Origin of the sequence: Sorangium sp. KYC3313 (genome assembly GCF_052075895.1) — a bacterium.
Lineage (GTDB): Bacteria > Myxococcota_A > Polyangia > Polyangiales > Polyangiaceae > Sorangium > Sorangium cellulosum_B.
On sequence record NZ_CP197255.1, the window covers coordinates 10,613,889 to 10,635,413 of the forward strand.

At 73.8% G+C, this 21,525-nt stretch carries 13 protein-coding genes; 4 read left to right on the forward strand and 9 right to left on the reverse strand.

Annotation, left to right across the window (positions count from 1 at the left end; translation table 11 throughout):
* Positions 1-86 precede the first annotated feature (86 nt).
* The 3 genes from ACSRUE_RS40320 to ACSRUE_RS40330 all read left to right on the forward strand — a co-directional run bounded on the left by ACSRUE_RS40320 (position 87) and on the right by ACSRUE_RS40330 (position 4,497).
* A complete protein-coding gene (locus ACSRUE_RS40320) occupies positions 87-1,526 on the forward strand; it encodes a hypothetical protein (protein ID WP_441293182.1) in 1,440 nt (479 codons plus the stop codon).
* Between the two features lie 196 nt (positions 1,527-1,722).
* On the forward strand, positions 1,723-2,748 hold the full coding sequence (locus ACSRUE_RS40325) for a tetratricopeptide repeat protein (RefSeq protein ID WP_441288189.1): 1,026 nt from the start codon (positions 1,723-1,725) through the stop codon (positions 2,746-2,748).
* 336 nt (positions 2,749-3,084) lie between these two features.
* Positions 3,085-4,497, forward strand: coding sequence for a hypothetical protein (locus tag ACSRUE_RS40330; protein ID WP_441288190.1), 1,413 nt, complete (start codon positions 3,085-3,087; stop codon positions 4,495-4,497).
* Positions 4,498-4,566: 69 nt separating this feature from the next.
* On the opposite strand, the gene ACSRUE_RS40335 is transcribed toward ACSRUE_RS40330, so the two are convergent.
* The 4 genes from ACSRUE_RS40335 to ACSRUE_RS40350 all read right to left on the reverse strand — a co-directional run bounded on the left by ACSRUE_RS40335 (position 4,567) and on the right by ACSRUE_RS40350 (position 13,038).
* The gene (locus tag ACSRUE_RS40335) at positions 4,567-6,651 is read right to left on the reverse strand and encodes a protein kinase domain-containing protein (RefSeq protein ID WP_441288191.1); all 2,085 of its coding nucleotides are present in this window, start codon (positions 6,649-6,651) and stop codon (positions 4,567-4,569) included.
* Positions 6,652-6,745: 94 nt separating this feature from the next.
* The gene (locus ACSRUE_RS40340) at positions 6,746-8,725 is read right to left on the reverse strand and encodes a protein kinase domain-containing protein (RefSeq protein WP_441288192.1); all 1,980 of its coding nucleotides are present in this window, start codon (positions 8,723-8,725) and stop codon (positions 6,746-6,748) included.
* A 9-nt stretch (positions 8,726-8,734) separates the two neighbouring features.
* A complete protein-coding gene (locus tag ACSRUE_RS40345; RefSeq protein ID WP_441288193.1) occupies positions 8,735-10,330 on the reverse strand; it encodes a protein kinase domain-containing protein in 1,596 nt (531 codons plus the stop codon).
* Positions 10,331-10,584: 254 nt separating this feature from the next.
* Positions 10,585-13,038: a protein kinase domain-containing protein gene (locus ACSRUE_RS40350; RefSeq protein WP_441288194.1), complete on the reverse strand. Its 2,454-nt coding sequence runs from the start codon at positions 13,036-13,038 to the stop codon at positions 10,585-10,587.
* Between the two features lie 360 nt (positions 13,039-13,398).
* Between ACSRUE_RS40350 and ACSRUE_RS40355 the strand changes: the two genes are divergently transcribed.
* Entirely contained in the window at positions 13,399-13,764 is a 366-nt protein-coding gene (locus tag ACSRUE_RS40355; protein WP_437769492.1) for a cupin domain-containing protein, read from the forward strand.
* Between the two features lie 50 nt (positions 13,765-13,814).
* On the opposite strand, the gene ACSRUE_RS40360 is transcribed toward ACSRUE_RS40355, so the two are convergent.
* The 5 genes from ACSRUE_RS40360 to ACSRUE_RS40380 all read right to left on the reverse strand — a co-directional run bounded on the left by ACSRUE_RS40360 (position 13,815) and on the right by ACSRUE_RS40380 (position 21,485).
* Positions 13,815-16,382 carry a transglycosylase SLT domain-containing protein gene (locus tag ACSRUE_RS40360; RefSeq protein WP_441288195.1) on the reverse strand — a complete coding sequence of 856 codons (2,568 nt, stop codon included), beginning with the start codon at positions 16,380-16,382 and terminating at the stop codon, positions 13,815-13,817.
* 398 nt (positions 16,383-16,780) lie between these two features.
* On the reverse strand, positions 16,781-17,863 hold the full coding sequence (gene cheB, locus ACSRUE_RS40365) for a chemotaxis-specific protein-glutamate methyltransferase CheB (RefSeq protein WP_441288196.1): 1,083 nt from the start codon (positions 17,861-17,863) through the stop codon (positions 16,781-16,783).
* A gap of 93 nt (positions 17,864-17,956) precedes the next feature.
* Entirely contained in the window at positions 17,957-18,883 is a 927-nt protein-coding gene (locus ACSRUE_RS40370) for a CheR family methyltransferase (protein ID WP_441288197.1), read from the reverse strand.
* Complete coding sequence (locus ACSRUE_RS40375; RefSeq protein ID WP_441288198.1) at positions 18,880-20,997, reverse strand: HEAT repeat domain-containing protein; 2,118 nt, start codon at positions 20,995-20,997, stop codon at positions 18,880-18,882. Before ACSRUE_RS40375 ends, ACSRUE_RS40370 begins: the two co-directional genes overlap by 4 nt.
* Positions 20,994-21,485, reverse strand: coding sequence for a chemotaxis protein CheW (locus tag ACSRUE_RS40380; protein ID WP_437985216.1), 492 nt, complete (start codon positions 21,483-21,485; stop codon positions 20,994-20,996). The genes ACSRUE_RS40375 and ACSRUE_RS40380 overlap by 4 nt, the downstream gene beginning before the upstream one ends.
* Positions 21,486-21,525: the final 40 nt, after the last annotated feature.

Consider the following 21,525-nt stretch of genomic DNA (forward strand, 5'->3'; position numbering starts at 1 on the left):
GGACCGGGGGCGCCGGCGGGACCGGGGGAACCGGTGGGACCGGAGGTGCCGGCGGGACCGGGGGTGCCGGGGGAGGGCCGATGACCATGGGGTGCGTGCCCAGCGAGGTGGCGCGCTGGACCGCGGACCCGACCTGCGGCGTGTTCGTGTCGGCCACGGGGAACGACGATAGTAACGGAAGCCCGGATGCGCCGGTGAAGACGCTCACGAAGGCCATCGAGCGTGCCGCGGAGAGCAAGGACAAGGCGGCGCGGCGCGTGTACGCGTGCGCCCAGACGTTCAGCGAATCGCTCACCGTCACTGTGACGGCGGGGGTCACCCTCTACGGTGGCCTCGATTGCGACGCAAACTGGCAATGGCGGGAGGCGAAGAAAACCATCCTCACGGCGGCGCCCGGCATTGTTCCCCTGGCCATGCGCGCCGAAGGCGAGACGGTGCGCCTGGAGGATCTCCATGTTATCGCTCCGTCGATCAATCCGGACGATGCAGGGACCTCTGCTATTGCGGCGATTGCCGAGCGCTGCACGATCGACCTGGTTCGGTGCACTTTCGAGGCGGGCAATGCGGCGCCCGGTGCGTCAGGAGAGGCCTCTCCTCTGGCGCCCCTGCGCCCCCCCAACGGAACCCGCGGAAACGATGCATGCTCGGCGGACGACGTATTTACCGCTGCGCCGCTGCTCAACGACTGCGGCACAGCGGACACCGCCGACGACTCGATCGGGGGGCGAGGAGGGAATGGCTTCGTCAACCGCGGGTCCGATGGCGGCAGCGGTTCTCCCGGCGCGGAAGGTCACCTAAACGCTGGCACCTACGTTGCCACCGGCGGGACGTGTACGAGCGGCGATCCGGGCAGCGATGGCGATCCCGGCGCGCCAGGCGCAGGGGCACGTGGCATCGGCCAGCTCTCTAGCGATGGCTATACCGGGTCGTCCGGCAGCGATGGCGAACGCGGGAAGACCGCCCAGGGTGGCGGGGGTGGCGGCGGCACCCGCGGGAGCACCGAATGCCCTGGTCCCACCGATGGCGGCGCCAGCGGCGGCAATGGCGGCGCTGGCGGCTGCGGCGGTGCTGGCGGCATGGGTGGCTCTCCCGGGGGGTCGAGCATCGCCCTGGTGAGCATCAACGCAACGCTCACGTTCCGTGGGCTCCGCCTGATCGCCGGGCAGGGCGGCAGGGGCGGCGACGGTGCCGCCGGCCAGGACGGCGGACCTGGCGCGTATGGCGGCCCCGGCGGAACGGGCCGGACTTTTGACGATAATAATTTCGTGCGTAATGCCTGTGACGGCGGGAGGGGAGGCCTGGGAGGCAACGGCGGCCGGGGCGGCGGCGGTCAGGGCGGCCATTCCGTCGGCATCGCCTTCCTGGGCACGCCAGGCACCGCGCCGTCGCTCGAGGACGTGATGTCCCTCCAACTGGGCGCGCCCGGCGAGGGCGGCAGGGGTAGCGACGCCGGGCACAACGGCGACGCGGGGCAGGCCAGCGGCCTGCTGGACTTCTCGCCTCCGCAGCGTGCTCCGGCGCCATGACATCCGCCGGCGTCTCCTCCTCGCTGCTCCGCACCACGCCCGCGCGGCGCTCCGACCGCCATCCGGGAAGACCGCCCGGCGCCGCGGACTCAGGTGGTCAGGAAGTCCCCCTCGACCACGCCAGCGCCAGCTCAGATCGCGAGCCATCCGCTCGATCTCCGCTGCACCACCAGCCGCCCCCATGCACCTGTCCGTCATGAGATCCCGCCGACGGCTCCCCCTGAGTCTGCTCCTCGCGCTCGCGCTCTCGGCCGTGCCGGCCACCGCGATCTCCCGGCCGGCCCAGCCGACCCAAGCGGCCAAGGCCGCGGCCCTGGCTCTCGCCGACAAGGGCTGGGAGCACTTCCAGGCCGGCCGCTACGAGGAGGCGCTCGCTGCCTTCCGCGACGCTTACGACCAAGTCCACGCGCCTCCGATCCTGCTCTACGCGGCGCGATCCAGCGAGCGGCTCGGCCGCCTGATCGAGGCGCGCTCGCTCTTCCAGCGTGTCGTGGACGAGCCGATCGCGGCCAGCGCACCGCCGGAGTTCCATGAGGCCCAGGCGAAAGCCAGGGTCGAGCTCGCCGCGCTCGCGTCCCGCATCCCGACCCTGGAGATCGCGATCACGGGCGTGGCGCCAAGCGCGGTGGAGCTGACGCTGGACGGAGAGCCCGTTTTTCAGACCGGGCCGCTGGAGCGCGACCCCGGCGAGCACACGGTCGTCGCGACCATGCCGGGGCAGGCTCCGGTGACGAGGACGATCCGGCTGAGCGAGGGCGCGAAAGAGCGTGTCGCCCTGGTCCTGGCGCCCGCCCCCGCGGTGGCGACGCGATCGGCGCCCCCCTCGGGTGATGGGATCCACTCCGCCAGGAGCGACATGGACATGCCCGTGCTCGTCGGCGGCGCGGTCGCGACCGGCGTCGGCGCGGTGACGGGCGTGCTCTTCACGGTGCTCGCGAACGACCGGGCCGGAGACGCCGAGGCGCTGAAGACGACGCTGCTCGCGGGCGGTCGGAACCCGTGCACCACCCGGCCCGCACCAGCGGCGTGTACAGCGCAAAGCCAGTCGGTCAACGAGAGCCGACTGTACAGCAATGTGGCGTTCTGGAGCTTCGCGGGGGCGGGGGCGGTCGGCCTCGGGACGCTGCTTTATGCCCTCGTGCACCGCCCTGAGGCCCCCGTTCAGATAACGCCCGCGGTGGGAATCAACGACGTGGGGCTCTCGGTGGGCGGAGCGTTCTGACGACGGTGACCTCCGGATGATGAAGGGTGGCTGATGCCTCGGATTGCTCGTACCCCCGCGCTGTTCGTCCTCGGCACGATGGCATCCAGCCTCGCTGCGGCGGGCTGCTTCCCGTTCCCGCCCCGAGACGATTGCGAGCACAAGGCCATACGCTGTGAAGCGAATCTGGCCGGGGCAGGAGGAGCGGGTGGCGTGGGGGTCGGAGGGACTGGCGGCGCAACAGGGACCGGGGGTGCCACGGGGAATGGCGGCGCTGCCGGGAGCGAAGGCGCTATGGGGACCGGCAGCGCAACAGGGACCGGGGGTGCCGGGGGAGGACCGACGCCCGAGGGGTGCGTGCCCAGCGAGGTGGAGCGCTGGACCGCGGACCCGACCTGCGGCGTGTTCGTGTCGGCCACGGGGAGCGACGAGAGTGACGGGAGCCCGGATGCGCCGGTGAAGACGCTCGCGGAGGCCCTCCGGCGCGCCGCGCTGATCGAGGACAAGGGGGCGCGGCGCGTGTACGCGTGCGCCCAGACGTTCAACGAATCGCTCACCGTGACGGCGGGGGTCACGCTCTACGGTGGCCTCGATTGCGACGCAAACTGGCAATGGCGGGAGGCGAAGAAAACCATCCTCACGGCGGCGCCCGGGATTGTACCCCTGGCCATGCGCGCCCGAGGCGAGACGGTGCGCCTGGCGAATCTTCATGTCATCGCTCCGTCGATCGATTCGGACGACGCGGGGACCTCCGCCATCGCAGCAATCGCCGAGCGCTGCGCCGTCGACCTGGCCCGGTGCACCTTCGAGGCGGGCGATGCGGCGCCCGGCGCCCCGGGGCCCCCCCCTCCTCCGCAACCCGCGCGACTCCCCCAGGGCACCCGAGGGAACCCTGCATGCTCGGCAAACGACGTATCCACTGCGGCACCGCAACCCGATACGTGCGGTACTGCGGACACCTCCGACGACTCGATCGGTGGGCGGGGCGGGAATGGCTTCGTGGACCGCGGGACCGATGGCACCAGCGGTTCTCCCGGGGCGGAGGGGTATCCCAACGGTGGCAACTACGTTGCCGAAAGCAGGGGTTGTACCGCGGGCCAGCCAGGCAGAGCGGGTGACCCCGGCGCACCAGGCGCAGGGGCACACGGCATCGGCCAGCTCTCCAGCGCCGGCTACACCGGGTTGTCCGGCCGCGATGGCCAACGCGGAACCACCGCCCAGGGCGGCGGGGGTGGCGGCGGCACCCGCGGAACCACCGAATGCACAGCTGGCACCCGTGGCGGTGCCAGCGGCGGCAACGGCGGCGCTGGCGGCTGCGGCGGTGCTGGCGGCAGGGGCGGTTATGCTGGTGGGTCGAGCATCGCCCTGGTGAGCATCAACGCAACGCTCACATTCCGTGAAGGCGTCCAGCTGCTCGCGGGTGATGGCGGCAAGGGCGGCGACGGTGCCGCCGGCCAGGATGGCGGACCTGGTGCCTATGGCGGGCCGGGCGGGACGGGTTTGATGAACCTCGTGGCCGACGGCTGTCGCGGCGGGCAGGGAGGCCAGGGAGGCTCCGGCGGCCGCGGCGGCGGCGGTCAGGGCGGCCACTCCCTCGGCATCGCCTTCCTGGGCACGCCGGCCACCGTCCCGTCCCTAGACGCCGTGACGGTCCAATTGGGCCTGGCCGGCGACGGCGGCGCTGGCAGCGATGTCGCGTACGCCGGCGATGCGGGTGAGGCCAGAACGCTGCTGGATTTCTCGTCTCCTCAGCGAGCGCCGGCGCCATGACTCCTGCCGCCGTCTCCTCCTCGCTCCGCACCGCGCGGATGGCACCGGCTTTCGTGATGTAATGGTCCCTCAGAAAGGCCGAGGCGGCGCAGCGCTCTTCTTCTCCGGCGCAGGCGCCTCGCCCGGCGGTGCGCCACGTCCAGCGGGCGTGGTGGAGCGCGCAGCCGGCGCCCCATACACCTCGTCCTCCCGCGGCGGCGCCTTCGCCTGTCCCGCCCTCTCGCCGGACTTCAGCGCCCGTTCTCCCGTCCCCGCCGCGCGCGACGGCACGCTCCCCTGGCCCGCCGTCGCCGCCGGTGCGGGCGGCTTCGCGCCCCCCTTCGGCGCGGCTTGCGGCACCTGCACCGCCTGACCCGGCCCCGCGTCTCTGGCCTCCCCCTCCCCGACCCCAACCGCTTCCACGCCCTTGCGCGCCGTGTCCCCAACCTCGGCGGGAGCCCCTGCAACCGCCGTCGTCGTCTGCTCTGGAGAAGACGACGCACCGAGCGTTGCCGCCGCAGCGGACCGCTCCCCTCCCCGAGCGGACGCTGCCGCCGCGCCCGCCGCCGGGTCGCCGCCGCCGTCCGCTCCCGCAGGTGCGGTCGACAGCTGCTCCCGGCGGCCAATCCACACGGCGACCAGCGCGCCCACGATCAGGCCCACCGCAAGCGTCACGACCACGTCAACGACCCTTGATTTCCCTCTCTCTCGCCTCGCTTCACCATTGCTCGCCACCTTGGCTGCGGGTTGAGCGCTCGCGACGGGCGCGCCGCCCCTCTTCGCCTGCTCTCTCGCCGCATCCATGATCGCAGCCACCGCCCGCTGCTGCGCTACGGCCAGCTGATCTCGCATCACAACGGTTCCGCGATGCGTCACCACCGGCCTGGGATCGGCGACCGGCGCCCCGGTCGGCATCCCGGCGCTCGAGGCCCCACCGACCTGTTCCCCCGCGCCCGGCCCTCCGAAACGCGCCTCCCCGCCGACCGGCCTCCCACCCCAGCCCGACACCGCGCTGGCTGCATGAAGCCCCTGCCTCGTCGCCTCCGCCTCCACCCCCGCCTGCCCGCCCTGCCCAGCCGCAGTCTTCCCCCCGCCGCTCTCCCGCTCCGACCGCGCCACCGGCACCGTCGTCGCGAGCTCATCCACGCTCGCCCCCTGGCTCCGCGTCGGCGCCACCGCCGTCTCCCCGCCCTCCTGCCTCGCAACCGTCTCCGGCAGCGCCTCCCCGCCCTCTCCCGCCGCTCCTCGCTCGTCCCAGCGCTCCGCCGCCGCCGCGGCCCGCTCCACCCACGCGCCTCCTGCGATGCCCGTGCCCCGCGGCACGAACACCGCCAGCTCCCGCGCCACCTCCTCCGCCGACGCGAACCGCTCCTCCCGCGCCCTGCGGAGGCAGCGATCGACGATCCGCACGAGCCGCTCGTCCACGCGCCGCAGGTAGCGCGACACCTTCGGGATCTCCCCCTCCAGGATCTGCGAGATCAGCTGCGTCCCGTCCCCCTGGAACGGCCGCACGCCGGTCAGCATCTCGAACAGCACCACCCCGAGGGCCCAGAGATCCGCCCTCGGATCGATGTCCCGATCGGCGCGGACCTGCTCCGGGCTCATGTAGAACGGCGTGCCCACCGCCGCGTCGAGCGTCGACGTCGCGCCGCTCGCGATCGCCAGGTTCTTCGCCACGCCGAAGTCGAGCACCTTCACCACGAAGTCGCTCGCCTCCGGCGGCCGGTGCAGGAAGAGGTTCGCCGGCTTGAGGTCGCGGTGCACGATCTGCACGGCGTGCGCCGCGGCGAGCGCGCCCGCCACGTCGCGCGCGATCCGCGCCGCCAGCGGCGCGTCCAGCCGCCGCCTCGCCTCGAGCAGCGCCGCCACGCTCTCCCCGGCGAGCATCTCCATGATCAGGCACGGCTCGCCGCTCTCGGTGCGGGCCACGTCGATCACGTCGACGATGTTCGGGTGCTGCAGCGCGCCGCACGACTGCGCCTCGCGCAGGAGCCGCTTCCGCAGCGAGGGATCCGGCCGGGCGATCACCTTGAGCGCCACCTCGCGCCCCGTGGCCTCGTTGGTCGCGGCCCAGACGACCCCCATCGCCCCCTGCCCGATCTTGCGGTGCAAGCGGTACTTGCTGGCGAGCAGCATGCCCGGAAGCAGCTTGTGCGCCTCGATCAGCCCCGACATAGGCCCCCAGGTAGCTCCCCCACCTGCGCAGGCTTACCATCGCGCTCGCGCGGCCGGAACGACGGATGCCTGGCTCCCCCGCGCGCAACACCGCTCAGGGAGCGTAGGGGTCCTTCTTCTTCGCCTGGTCCCGCAGGCAGTTCGTCCGCATGAACCCTGTCTTGCCCGCGCACGGATCGACGGGTTGCCGCCGGACCGCCGGTGGCTGTGCAGAACGCGACGGTGCGGGCGCAGGCTGCGCCGAAGGCTGGATCCTGGGCTGCGCCGCGACCACCGACCGCACCGGCGCGGGCGCCGTAGCAGCCGGCGGCGCCGTGATCACCGGCGCCGCCGCCGGCTGCTGCAGCGCCTCCACCGCCGGTTGACTCCGCTCTGCCGACGCCGGCTCCGTGCCCGCCGGCCCCGCGTCCGGCGCGCTGTTCGCCGCGCCGGCATCCGCCGGCTCCTCCGGCCTGGTCGGCTCAGCCGTCGCCGAAGGCTGCGGTGCAGCGGTCGCCGGCGGGGGCGGCGGGTCCGGCGGCCTTGCAACGCTCACCGCGCTCTCGATCCCGGCCTCCGCCATCGCCTCGGGCCCGGCTGCGTTCTCCGCGGGCGCTGGCGAGCGCAACGCGACGAAGAGCGCTGCGCCGACCAGGCCAGCCGCGCCGGCGGCGAGCGCCACCACGGCCGGGAATGGAAGGCGATTCAAGCCTCCCTGCCGCCGCGGCGGCGTCCGCGGCGCCTGCGGAGGCACCGGCGTTGCGCGCGCTGCCCAGGGCGACGGCTGCGCGCCTCGGCCTGCCTCCGGGCCCGGCACGAGCGGCGCGGTCGTCGATTTCCCCGGCTCACCGTGGCCCCACGCGGGCGACGCGCCCAGCGCCGCCTCGGCGCTTGCCATGGCCTCCGGCTCGAGCCTCTGGGTCAGCTCGGCGTTCCACTCCGGCGCAGACGCCCCGCTCGCCATCGGCGACACCGGCGCCCCGCTCGCCGTCGGCGACACCGGCGCCCCGCTCGCCATCGCCGCCCCGCTCGCCATCGCCGACACCGCCGCCCCGCTCGCCGTCGGCGACACCACCGCCCCGCTCGCCATCGCCGACACCGCCGCCCCGCTCGCCGTCGGCGACACCGCCGCCCCTGCCGGCGCCCCGCCGGGAAACGCGGGCGCCTCCATCGCCGCCACCTGCCCGCCGCCCCCACCGCCCCCGCCCCCGACAGCGAAGCTCGCCCTCGCCCTCGCCCCCGCGGCCGTGTACCCGTCGAGGAGGTCCGCCACCTCCGCCGCCGATCCGATCCGCTCGTCCCTGTGGCGCGCCATGCACCGCGCCACGAGCTCCACGAGCCCCGGATCCACCCGCCGCACGTACCGGGAGACCTTCGGTATCTCGCCCGTCAGGATGCCAGTGAAGACCGCCCTCGCGTCCCCCTGGAACGGCCGCATGCCCGTCAGCATCTCGAACAGCACCACGCCGAGCGACCAGAGATCGGCCCGGTGGTCGACGTTCGGCTCGGCTCTCACCTGCTCCGGGCTCATGTAGAGCGGCGATCCCACCGCGCCGCCCGTCGCCGTGCGGATGCCGTCGTTCACGGCGAGGTTCTTCGCGACCCCGAAATCGAGCACCTTCACCACCGGCTCGTCCATGTCCGGCTCGCGGTGCAGGAAGATGTTCGCCGGCTTCAGATCGCGGTGGACGATGTGCAGCGCGTGCACCGCCGCGAGCCCCCTCGCCACGTCGCGCCCGATCGACGCCGCCACGTCCGCGTCGAGCCGCCGCCTGCGCACGAGCAGGTCCGCGAGCGTCTCTCCGGTGAGCAGCTGCATCACCAGGAAGGGCTCGCCGAACTCGGTCTCCCCCATGTCATACATGTCGATGACGTTGCGGTGCCGCAGCGCCCCGCCGTTGCGCCCTTCGCGCTGCAGCCGCCTCCGGAGCTCGGCATCCGGGCGGTGAATCAGCTTCAGCGCCACCTCGCGCGACGTGGACAGGTTGAGCGCCGCCCACACGACGCCCATGGATCCCTCGCCCAGCCGCCGCACCAGCTTGTATTTCTCGGCGATCACCAGGCCGGCAGCTATCTGCGTGAAGGAGGTCGACATCGAGCTCAGCTAGGGTGGGTCGAGGCGCGTCGCCGCGATGGGCGAGGTCGCTTTACCTATCGCAAACGAGAGGGCGGCGCGGAAGGTAGCACGCTCTCCGCCGGGGTCCCTCGGGCGCTCCACCTCGCCGCGCCGCAAGAGATACCCCGCGGCCATGCCGATCCCCAGGAGGAGCGCCGCCGCGACCACGGCCATCGCAATCCACACGACAGGCGAGCGGGCGGGCACAGGAGGCGGCCTCTTCGGCTCGGGGAGCGGATCGAGCGGTACGGTGCCGCCGTGCGACAGCGCCTGTCCGAGGGGAGCGGCCGGACGCGCCAGCGACGGGCTGGACGCGCTGGCCGCTGATCGATAGGCGGCCGCCTGCTCCGGTGACATCTTGATCGTCCCGCGGTCCCCCAGCAGGGGATGGCTCGCCATCCGCTCCCGATGCCCCGGTGCCGCCGCCCCGCCCGCCGCCGGCTGCCCCGGCCATGCGCCCGCCGCCGGCTGCCCCGGCCATGCGCCCGCCGCCGGCTGCCCCGGCGACGCGACCGCCCCGCGCGGCCCCGACACCGGCGTGTTCGGGTGTCCCTGCGAGGCCTGCAGATGCGCCACGGACGCCGGAAGCGGCGTCCCGGTCGCCGGCGTCGGCCTCCGCCCGGGAGCGGCCCCACCCCATGACCCTCGCCCGAGCTGCTGCGGGATCTCGTGCCGCAGCTCCGGCGACGACCCCGGCCTCGAGGGCACGCGCTGCGGCGCCGGCGGCGTGACGAACGGCTCGAGCGCCGCCGCGACCTCGGCCGCCGAGCGCGGTCGCTTCTCGCGATCGCGCTGGAGACACTGCGTCACCAGGGCATCGAGGCCGGGATCGATCTGCCAGACGGACTGGGACACCGCCGGGATGTCGCCGTGCAGCACGCTTCTCAGGAGCTCATGCGCATTGCCCTGGATCGGCCGCCTGCTCGTGAGCATCTCGAACATCACCACGCCGAGCGCCCAGAGGTCCGCGCGCGTGTCGATATCGCTCTGCGCCAGCACCTGCTCAGGGCTCATGTACGCCGGCGACCCGATGAGGATGCCTGTCGCGGTCTTCACCTGTTGAGGACCCGCGAGGAACTTGCTCACGCCGAAGTCGAGTATCTTGACGATGGCGTCGCCCTCGCCAGGCTCGGTGTGGAGAAAGATGTTGGACGGCTTCAGGTCGCGGTGGATGATGCCCCGCTCGTGCGCGGCGGAGAGGCCGCGCGCGATGTCCCGAGCGATGCGCGAGGCATCGTGGATCTCCAGCTTGCGCTTGCGCTTGAGCAAGGACGCGAGCGTCTCGCCGGAGAGCAGCGGCATGACGAGGAACGGGTCGCCGTTCTCCGCTTCGGCAGCATCGTAGATGTCGACGATGTTCCGGTGGCTCACGGCGCCGCAAGCGCGCGCCTCCCGCAGCAGCCGGACGCGGAGCTCCGGGTCGGGCCGCACCAGCAGCTTGAGCGCGACCTCCCGAGAGGTAGCCTCGTTGTGCGCCGCCCAGACGACGCCCATCGCCCCTTCGCCGATCCGCCGGAGAAGGCGGTATTTGCCGCAAATGAGCGCACCCGGCGGCGGCGCGGCAGGAGCCGAAGGGGACTGCATGGGGTAGTCTCGCTGGAAGACGGACGTGGCAGCAGGTCGACGGTGCTTCGGAGAAGTGTCGCAGGTGAGGCAGCGCACCGTCAAGAAAAGCTGCTGACCGGGCTCGCGGAGCGCGGAGCCGGCTCCGGCGCTCCCGGTGCGGGCACGCTCTCAGCGCGCGTGATCGTCGCCGCCACCTCGCCGCTACCCAGGAGTCGCGTCGCGACCGTGGCGACATCTCGGAAGAGGCGGCGCGGGCCGCGGAGAGGCCGAGTCTATTTCTTGCGCTTCGCCTCGCACTTCTTCCTGTCCAAGAACCTGAGGTGCTCGCACGAGGCGGCGGATGGAGCAGCCTTCGCGGTCTGCAAGGTCGCCGGCTGCGAGGTCGCGGGAGGCGCCGCGAGCGCCGACTTGCCCGGCTTCACGTCGCTCGCCGTCCCCGGCGCCGCGCCCGCGCCGCCGTCAGGCGCCGACGCACCTGCGCCGTCGCCCGCCGGCAACGCCCCCGCCGTGTTGCTCGCCGGAGGGGCGCTCGGCGCAGGCGGCACGGGCGGCGTCAACGCCGAGGAGCCCGGCGGCGCGTCCGCGGACGGCGCCGGGGGCTCCGCGTTCGGCGGCGGCGCTCCCCCGCGCTCCGGCGCGGTGACCGTGTCTCCTCCGGCGCGGTCCACCGACGGCATCGCGCTCCCGGACACTTCCGGCGCGGCCGACGACGTCTCCGGCGACCTCAGCGAGATGAGCATCCCCACGAGGATCAGCGACAGCGCGGCAGCCACGATCGCGAGCGTCGCGGCCGTACGCTTGCGCCTCGGTTCGCCGCCGTGCGGGGCCCGCTCCTGAGCGTCCTGGGCCTGGTGCACCCCGACCTGATGGACCGACGGATGGTTGGAGACGAGCGGGGTCGTCGACGAGCTCCCGGCCTGGCGCGGCGCGCCCGTCGCCGTGGTCGCGCCCGACCTGGAGTCCGAGGCGCTCGCGCCCGCTTCCGGGCCGGGCCACGCGGCCGGCGCCGAGCTCCAGCTCGGCTGCGCGGCGATGCCTCCCGGCGGCAGCGCGCCGGCAGGGCCGAGGCCACCTGGCCCCGCCCCTGCCTCGGGCATCGGCGGCGCGTTCATGCGCACCGTCATCGCCCAGGAGCCCTGCTGCGGCGCCGCCACGGGCGCAGGCTGCGCCGGAGCGGCTTGCACCGCGCTCGCCTGGGACGGCTCCGGCGCTGCAAACGCCGCCACCGACGACGACGGGGGCCGGGGCGCAGCGGCGGCAGGCCCCGCCGCCGGATAGGTCCCCGACCCAGCGCGCGGCCCAGCGGCCCCGGCCGCCTCCGCGTTCCGCCGCGTGAGGGGCAAGGTCGCCACGTCCTCGTCCCGCAGCGCGCGCACCACGGACGCCGCGGCCAGGTGCTGGCCCGAGCTGCCCGGACGCCGAGGAACCGCGCCCGCCGCATGGCCGGCGCCCGACGCTGGCCCCCCATCCGCCGCGCGGCTCATGCCCGACGCCGGCCCCGCAGCCCCCTGTCCCGGCCCCGGCGACCTGTGCGCCTCAGGCGACTCCTGCACCGGCACCGGGGCCCGCGGCCCCCCACCGAGCAGCGCCAGCGGCAGCGCTCCCGCGCCCCCCTCGACGCTCCCCGACCGGTTCGCCACCGACGCGGGGTACGCCACCGACGCAGGCTGCGCCGCGAGCGCCGACCCGGGTTGCGCCATCGACGCAGGCTGCGCCGCGAGCGCCGACCCGGGTTGCGCCGCGAGCGCCACCGTGCCGCCTTGCGACTCCTCCCAGCCACCGTCCACGTCCTCGTCCGGGAGCGCCCCCCGCCCCTCCGGCGACGACTGCCGCAGCGCCGCGTCCCTGCCCGGACCCGCGCCGCGCTCCGCGTACCGATCGAGCAGCGCCGCGACCTCCGCCGCCGATCCGATCCGCTCCGCGCGATCCCTGCGCATGCAGCGGGCGATCAGGTCGACGAGCCCCTGGTCCACCCGCCTCAGGTACTTGGACACGGTGGGGATCTCGCCCGTCAAGATCCCCATGAACACCGCCTGCGCGTCCCCCTGGAACGGGCGCATGCCCGTCAGCATCTCGAACAGCACGACGCCGAGCGCCCAGATGTCGGCCCGGTGATCGACGTTCGGCTCCGCCCTCACCTGCTCCGGGCTCATGTAGAGCGGCGACCCGACCGCGCCGCCCTGCACCGTGTGCAGGCCGTCGTTGACCGAGAGGTTCTTGGCGACCCCGAAATCGAGCACCTTCACCACCGGCTCGTCCATGTCCGGCTCGCGGTGCAGGAAGATGTTCGCAGGCTTCAGATCGCGGTGGATGATGTGCATCGCGTGCGCCGCCGCGAGCCCCCTCGCCACGTCTCGCCCGATCGACGCCGCCATGGGCGGGTCGAGCCGGCGCCGCCGCGCGAGCAGCTCGGCCACGGTCTCCCCCGTGAGCAGCTGCATCACCAGGAACGGCTCCCCGGCCTCGGTCTCCCCCATGTCGTAGATGTCGATGACGTTCCGGTGCCGCAGCGCCCCGCAGTTGCGCGCCTCGCGCTGCAGCCGCAGCCGGAACTCGGTCTCGGGCCGGTGGATCAGCTTCAGCGCCACCTCGCGGGCCGTCGCCACGTTCACCGCCGCCCAGACCACGCCCATCGCCCCCTCGCCGATCTGGCGCAGGAGCCGGTACTTCTTGTCGATCAGCACCCCGGACGCGAGCAGTGTCGAGCTCTTCGGCGAGGGCATCATCGGCTTTCCGGAAGCGCGGCGCGCCCCGCCGCCACGGAGCGCGCACCGACGGCCGCGACCAGCAGAGCGAGGCGAGCCACGGCGCCCCCACGGCGCCCCCGCCGCCCGGCGCTCACGCCGCGCGATCCGTCAACCACCTGCGCCCGCGCGACATGACATCCGGTCCCCAGGTCCACGGGACAGCCTCCTGTGCGGGCATCCTACAGCAGATCTCCCTGGCGCGATACGTTCCCAGCGAGGACGAACGCACGAAGAAAACCGACGAGGAAAGAGGGAGAAGCCCGATTCGCTCCAGCCAGGCGCGGACCCACGCTCGTCGCCAAACCCGGCAAATCACTCGTGAAGGAAAGCGAGGCGCGCATGAGCGACACAACCGTCATGAAGGTCTCCTCCGGCCGCTCTCCGACAGGCCAGATGGGACAAAAATACCTGGCCTCCGGGATCCAGGTCTCGATGCGGCTCTGGGAACGCGAGCCGCCAGGCGACGCCAAACAGCCGACCGCGCGGGATTACGAGACCGTAGGGTTCGTCATCGCTGGACGGGCCGAGCTGCTCATCGAGGGGCAGATGGTGCGCCTCGAGCCGGGCGACTCCTGGACGGTCCCCAGGGGGGCGTCGCACGCCTACAAGATCATCGAGCCGTTCACCGCCGTGGAGGCGACCAGCCCGCCCGCCGGCGTCCACGGGCGGGACGAGACCGGGGCGACGCCCTCTGGCAAGACCTGAGACCACGACGCGGCGGTCTCGCCCCCGGGAAGCCCGAGCTCACCCGGACCTCACAGCGCGGTGCCAGCGCCGGACGCGGACTTCTCCCTGTCCTGCGCCCCCTTGGCGCGCCCCGCCGGCTGCGGCTCGGCGGCGCTGCGCCCCGCGGACTTCTTGTCGTCCGCTCCGCCCGCCGCCGGCTTCTTCTCGCCCTCGGCGGCCTTCTTCTCCTCCCGCCTCGCTCCGGCCAGGTCGCCCGCGCCCGCCTCCCACGCGCCGCCGGGCTTCCCCTCGCCCGCGCCCGCCTCGACGGGCGCCACGGGCGTCAGCAGCACCGCCGGCTTCACCGGCTCGGCCACCGCCTTGTCGCCGTCGTCCACCGCGCCCGCGGCCTGAGCCGACGCCACGCGGACCTCATCCTCGCGCGGCTCGACCGGCGCCGGTTCGTCCGGCCGCGAGGCCGGCACGTACACCACCAGCCGATCCCCGGGCATCAGCGGGCTCCGCCGCGAGCGCTGGTTGATCCGCTCCAGGCTGCCGACGCTGAGGCCGTACCGGCTCGCGATCTTGCTGAACGAATCCCCCTCTCGCACCGCGATCTCGATGCGCTTCCGCCCCTTCAGCCCCTCGAAGTGCGCGAAGAACTCCTCCGAGCCGACCTCGATGACGCGCGCGCCGCCCTCGTCGAGCAAGAACACGCCGTCGTGGCGCTGCGACCTCGGGACGAACAGCTGGAGCGTCATCCCCTCGTGGAGCGACGCCCCAGGCGCCAGCGTGTTCCAGCGGCAGATCTCGTCGGGCGTCACCGAGAGCACCGCCGCCAGATCCCGCAGCGCGTCGCCCGCGACCACCCGATAGAACACCCGCCGGCGCCCCTCGTAGGAGAAGCGCTGCGCCGGGACCACCACGACCGGCTTCCCCTCCGACGACAGCGGCGCGCCGCGCGCGAGCAGGTGCTCGGCCGCCGCCGCCCCGACGCCCTCCGCCGCCGGGACGAACAGCAGCGCCCCGGGGCGCACCGGCTCGCCGGCCCGCAGGCCGTTCAACGTCTGCAGCGTCCACCGCGTCGTCCGCCGGAACGTCGCGATGTCGTCGAGCGACTCGCCCCAGCGGACCAGGTAACGCTCGAGCTTCGGCTCGCGCTCCAGGAGCTTCGGCATCGACTTCGCCGCGCGCGCCCCCGCGCCCGCCGGCACCCGGACCTCCCAGCGCGCCTGCTCCTTCGCGTCCACCGGCGACGGCGGCGTGCGCTTCGCCACGAGCTGCGGGTTGAGCGCCTCGATCTCCGGCGCCGCCGCGCCCGAGGCCGCCGCCACCGCCTGCAGCGACACCCCGGAGCCCAGCGAGATCTTGTCGAACGTCACCGCCGGATCGAGCTCCACGTCGTCGCAGCCGAACACCGCCAGGTTCCGCGCCACGATCGCGATCGCGAGGATCTTCGGCACATAGAGCGCCGTCTCGAGCGGCATCCCCGCCTCGAGCCGCGACAGCTCCCAGAAGTCGTTCGTGTTGTACTTCCGGATCGACGCGAGCAGCCCCCCGTACCCCATGTTGTACGCCGCGAACGCGAGCTCCCAGCCGCCGAAACGCCGCCGCAGATCCGAGAGGTACCGCGCCGCCGCCAAGGTGGATCGTTCTGGATCCAGGCGCTCGTCGACCCAGCGGTCGACGGTGAGGCCATAGATGCGCGCGCCTTCCGGCATGAACTGCCAGAGGCCTGCCGCGCCGGCCGGGGAGTGGATGGTCGGGTCGAAGCCGCTCTCGACGAGCGAGAGCCAGAGCAGATCCTCCGGCAGCCCCTGCTCGCGGAGGACGCGGCGGATGGCGGCGCCGTAGCGGCCGCTCTTCCTGATCCACGTGACCACGGCGGAGCGGCCGCGCGGGTCGTCCTTGTAGTACTCGAGGTAGCGCACCACCCGGCCGTCCCAGCGGACCGGGATCTCGGGCAGCTCGAGCTGGCGCAGCCAGGAGATGTCGCGGGTCTCCTCCGCTTCCGCCGGCGGGGCGGGCAGGCCCGCGGGCGGCAGGCCGGAGACCTCGAGGCGCGGCTCGCCCGCGCCGAGCAGGAGCGTGCCGTCGACAGGCCACGCGGGCCCGGCGCTCGGGGCCGCGCCGGGAAACAGCGCCAGGTCGATCGCGCGCAGCGTGCGGAGCTCGGGCGACTCGCTGGTGCTCGCCCCCGCCGGCGTCGCTGTGCCCGCGATGACCCGCCGCGCCGCCTCGTCCGGCGCGCCGGGCTGCCCCGCCTTGCGCGTGATCTTCGCCGCGCCCTTCTTCGACGGCTTCGATCGCGCAGCGGCCTTCGCCGGCGCCTTGGCCGCGCTCTTCGCGCCGCCCTTCCCGACGGACACGGCCGCCACCCTGACCGGCGCCGGCTTCTCCGCCTTGCCCTCGGCCGACCCGTCCTTCGCCGGCTCCGCCTTCGCGGGCTCAGCCTTCGCCGGCTCCGCCTTCGCGGGCTCCGCCTTCGCCGGCTCCGCCTTCGCGGGCTCAGCCTTCGCCGCGTCGGCCTTCGCTGCATCGGCCTTCGCCGATTCAGCTTTCGCCGGCTCCGCCTTCGCCGCACCGGCCGCAGGCGCCGCTGCCTCCGAAGGAGGCGCCGCAAGGCCGTGGAAAGCGACGCCCGAGAGGGCGGCCAACCAGCCAAGACATACAAGCCTGCGTGCGGCGCGTCGGATCCGCATGTCAGGGACCGACCTGTCTCACGATGCGCCCGAGGGGTCAACTTTGGCAGCCCGCCGGAACCCGGCCCACCGTGGAGCGCCGATCCCGTGGATCAACCGAGAAATGAACCGCCAAGGGCGCCAAGAGCGCCAAGAACGCCAAGATTTTGTGCTCCCTCTTGGCGTGCGCGGCGCCCTTGGCGGCTCAAAATTCTGCCCTGCGCAGGAGGTTTCAATCCGCCTGTTGCTCTGGAGCGGCGGTCACCCGCACAGGAGACGGGCCCAGATCGGCGTTTTCGGCGCGGAAGCGCACTCCTGTGCGCTGAGCACCGAAAACGTCGAGGTGGGCCCGTATCCGACGCGGGTGACTGCCGCTAGGAGAGTAGCGCGATGAAATCGCCGATCGCCGTGAAGGGCAGGCTCTCGTTCACGACCCCGGCCCGCACCGCAGCCCCGGGCATGCCGTAGACCACCGCCGAGTCCTCGCTCTCGGCCACCACCGTGCCCCCGGCCGCGCGGACCGCCCGCGCGCCGTTCACCCCGTCGTCGCCCATCCCCGTCAGGATGATGCCCACCGCGCGGCTCCCGCCCACCTGCGCCACGCTCCGGAGCAGCCGGTCCGCGCTCGGAACGTACCGATCCCCAGGCGCCGGCGCCCCCACCCGGATCCGGATGTCGCCGCTCAACCCGACCCCGCTGCCCGGCGTCACCGCGATCTCCATGCACATCCTACCCGGGCACACATAGGCCTTGCGGGCCACCACCTGCTCGCCGTTCTGCGCCTCGACCACGCGGAGGCCGCCCTTCCGATCGAGCCGCTCCGCGAACGTGCGGGTGAACTTGTCCGGCATGTGCTGCGCGATGAAGATCGCGCCGGGGAAACGATCCGGGATCCGGTTGAAGATCTCGAGGAGCGCCGTGGGCCCGCCCGTCGACGAGCCGACCGCCACGAGGTGGCGCAGCGAGACGCCGAGCCGCGACGACTCCTGCACCACGCGCGGCGACGCAGGCTGCGCCGGCCGCGCCGGGGCCGGCACGGCCGGCATCGGAGACCGGGGGCGGAGGTAGCGCACCAGCAGGACCTTCTGGATGATCTCCCGCCGGATCTGCGCGTCCGCCGTGAACTGCCGGTCCGGCTTCGCCACGAAGTCGACGGCGCCCAGCTCGAGCGCCTTGAAGACGTTCTCCTTGTGGCTGTAGCTCGAGACGATGATGACGGGCGTCGGCTGCCTCGCCATCAGGATGCGGAGGAAGGTGAAGCCGTCCATGCGCGGCATCTCGAGATCCAGCGTGATCGCGTCCGGCCGGAGCTGCGCGGCCTGACGGAGCGCGTCGTCGCCGTCACCGGCCTTGCCCACGACCTCGATCTCGTCGCTTCCGCTCAAGATCTCGGCGATGTTGCGCCGGTTGTACGCGGAGTCGTCGACGACGAGCACGCGCAGGGGAGCGAATGTCATGAGCGCAAAACCTTCCGCCGGAGGTTCATTCTACCCCACCCGGAGCGCCATGGGACCAACCGTCGCCTGCGCAGCCTCGACTTCGTTGGCAACTCATCCGCCCTCCTCCCCGCCGCCCCGCTCCGGGCCGCCCCGATCGGGCGAGATCTCCGGGATCCCCAGACGCAGCGTGGCCGCCGGCTTGCGGTACACGAGATCCTCCCGAAGGTGCACGAGCTCGAACGCGGTCGTGACGTTCAGGAGCGACTCGGAGTGGCCCAGCAGGAGGAACCCGCCGGACGAGAGGCGCTCGTAGAAGATGTCGATCACGCGGCGCCGCGACTCCTCGTCCAGGTAGATGAGGACGTTGCGGCAAAAGATGACGTCCACGCGCCCGACCACCGCCGAGCGAGACGAGTCGAGCAGGTTCAGGTGGCCGAACTGGCAGAGCGCCCGCAGCTCGTCCGACACGTGGAACCCGTCCGGGCGCTCCACGAAGTAGCGCCGCTTGAGCTCGGGCGGCGTCACGCGGAACGACGAGGCGCCGTACACCCCCCTGCGCGCCGCGATCACGCAGCGGCGGGAGATGTCGCTGCCGAAGATGCGGACCTCGCGGCGCTCCGCGGCGCCCGACTCCCGCGCGGCGATCGCGATCGAGTAGACCTCCTCGCCCGTCGAGCAGCCCGCGCTCCAGATGGACAGCCGGCCCCTGGCGCCCCCCGCCTTGACGATCATGGGCACGAGCTCGGTCATGAGCGCGCGCAGCTGGTAGTCCTCGCGGAAGAAATACGTCTCGTTGACGGTGATGAGCTCGAGCGCCTCGTCGAGCTCGGCGCGCCCGCGGCTGTGGAAGCGCAGGTACTCGTGGTACTGCGCGAACGACGAGAGCCCGAGCTCGACGACCCGCTCGCGCAGCCGGCGCTCCATCGACGTGCGCGCCTCGGGCCCGAACTGGAGCCCGCAGTGCTTGTTGAACAGGTCACGCAGCCTCTGGAACTCGTCAGGCAAGAGGCGGATCTCGTCGTCCCGCCGCCGGTTCACAGCACCTTCCCCGACGGCGGCCCCCCGGTCACCCCCGAGGGGGACGCCGGGCCCTCACCGCCGTCGATCGCCACGGGCGCGCTGTGCCGCTCCGCGGCGTCGCTCCAGGGAGGATCCGAGCGGAACGGCGCGCCCCCCTGCGCCGCGGCCGCGATGAGATCGGGCTCCCCCGACGCGCGCACCAGCCCGAGCAGCTCGCGCGCGCGCGCCCGCTCGTCGCTCGCGCGGTCCGAGAGCGACGCGTACAGGCGGCCCAGCGCGCGCGCCGCGGCGAGCCGGACCTCGCGCTCCTCGTCGGCCAGGGACAGGCTCAGCACGTCGAGCGCAGAGACGCCCGCCGCCGCCGCGATCGCGGTCACGGCCGCGCGGCGCGCGCGCACGTCCCCCGCCGACGCGGCGCTCGTGAGGAACGCGATCTCCTCCGGCTCCGCGTCGCCGAGCGCCTCGATCACGATCGCCGCCGCGAGCTGGGTGTCCTCCGCCAGCGCGAGCCCGCGCGCGAGCTCGCGCGCCGTCCCGGGGTAGCGCTCCGTGAGCCCCGCGAGCGCGCTCTCCGCCGCGCGCGCCACCGGCAGCGAGATCGCGCGCGTCTGCGACACGATGAGCGGGAAGTCGACCGCGGCCCCGATCTTCGCGAGCCCGTAGAGCGCGCTGGTCGCCACGAGCGTCGAGGGGCTCCGGACCGACCGCCGCACCGCGCCGAGCAGCTCGGCGAGCGTCGCGTCGATGGCGGGCCGCTCGCCCCCCGGCGCGCTCTCGCGCCCGCCCTGCTCCGCGATCGCCACGGCGCCGTCGAGGAGCGCGGCCGTCGCGTCGTCGACGCCCTCCCAGAGATCCGGGTCGGGATCGATGTGGCGCTCGAGGTAGGACAGCACCGAGGGCAGCGCCTCCGCGCCGAGCAGCCCCAGCGCGCGCTGCGCCGTCTCGACGAGCGCGGGCTCGATCATCGCCTGCACCGCGGCGTCGGCCGCGCCCGGGGCGCGCGCCATCGCCGCGAGCAAGAGCGCCTGGGCGCGCCCGCTCACCGGATCCGCGCCGAAGCCGCGCCACGACGGGGGCTCCGCGCCGCCCGAGCCCGGCGCGGCGGAGGCGGCCTGCACGAGGCGGGCGCCCACCTCGGGCGGCGCCGCCCGGAGCGCGTCCACCGCGTGCGACGCGAGCGGCCCCTCGGCGAGCCGCGCGAGCGCCCGGACGAGCTGCGCGAACGCGCCGCCCCGCGCCGTCGCGAGCGCCGCGCAGAGCGCCCGCGGCGCCTCCGGGCTCTCCGCGAGCGCCGCGGCGACCAGCGCCGCCGGCCGGAGGATCGGGTCGTCGATGAGCGACGAGAGCACCCGCCACGGCACCGGCGCCTCGAGCCCGTTCAGCCCGTTCAGCGAGGTCAGCCGCACGAAGCGATCCCGGTCGGCGAGCCGCTCGTACAGGATGTCCGTCACCCGCTCGCGCGCGATGAGCCCCATCCCGGCGATCGCCTCGATCGCGCTCTGGCGCAGGTTGTCGTCCTGCTCGGCGAGCGCCGCGTAGAGCGGGTCGAGCGCCGCCGGGTCGCGCGTGCGGCCGAGCGCGTCGACGACGAGCTTGCGCTCGTCCCCCGCGAGCGCGCCGAGCGCGTCGACGAGCGCCGGCGTGGCGTCGCGGCCGCAGTAGCCGAGCACCTCGATGGCCGCGTTCCTGAGGCCGACGTCCTCGCTCTTCTGAAGCGCGTCGAGGAGCGCCGCGACGAGGAGCTGCGGGGCGGACGGCCGCTCGCCCTCCGCGCCGGCGCCGGGTGAGGCCGGCCGCTCCCCCTCGCCGGCCTGCGCCGCCGCGGAGGCGGGCGCGGCCTGGATCAGCCGGTGGCAGGCGTAGGTCGCCTCCTTGCGGACGCGCCAGTCGGGATCCCCGAGCGCGCGGAGCAGGAGCGGCAACGCCTCGACGACGTCGGCCCTGCCGAGCCGCGCGGCCGCCTGGCGGCGCTCCTCGGCGTCGTCCGCGGAGAGCGCCGCGGCGATCGCCGCGATCGGCATCGGCGAGCTCCGCACGCTGGGCGAGATGGACTCGGGCTCGGCCGGCCAGGAGCCCGCGTCGCCCGCGCGCGGGGCCTCGAACGGACCCAGATCGTCGAACGCGCGGCTCACGGCGCCTCCAGGAGGGCGCCCGACGCGGCGAGCGCGAGGGCGAGCTCGATGAAGCGCCCGACGTCGAGCACGAAGATCATCCGCTCGTCGTGGGTCGTCACCCCCGTGATGCCGCGCAGATCGCTGCTGCCGCCCACCGGCGGCGTCGGCCGGTAATCGCCGCTCGTCCCGAAGACCTCCGTCACCGCGTCGACCACGAGCCCCACCGTGTGCGTCCCCACGTCGACAAGGATCCACTTGGTGGTGCGGGTCGGATCGACCGGAGGCAGCCCGAAGCGCACGCGGAGCTCGATGACCGGCACCACCTCGCCGCGGTGGTTCGCGACGCCGGCGACCTCGGGGGGCGTGTGCGGCAGCGTGGTCACTTCGAGCGGATTCACGATTTCGCGGACCCGCGTGATGTCGATCGCGTAGTGGACGTCGCCGACCACAAAGCCGACGAGGCTCTTCTGCGGGTCGGGACGGCTGCGCTCTCCAGTCAACGGCATCTGAGCCTCCGAGCGCCCGGGCTCTACGAGCCGCCCGGGC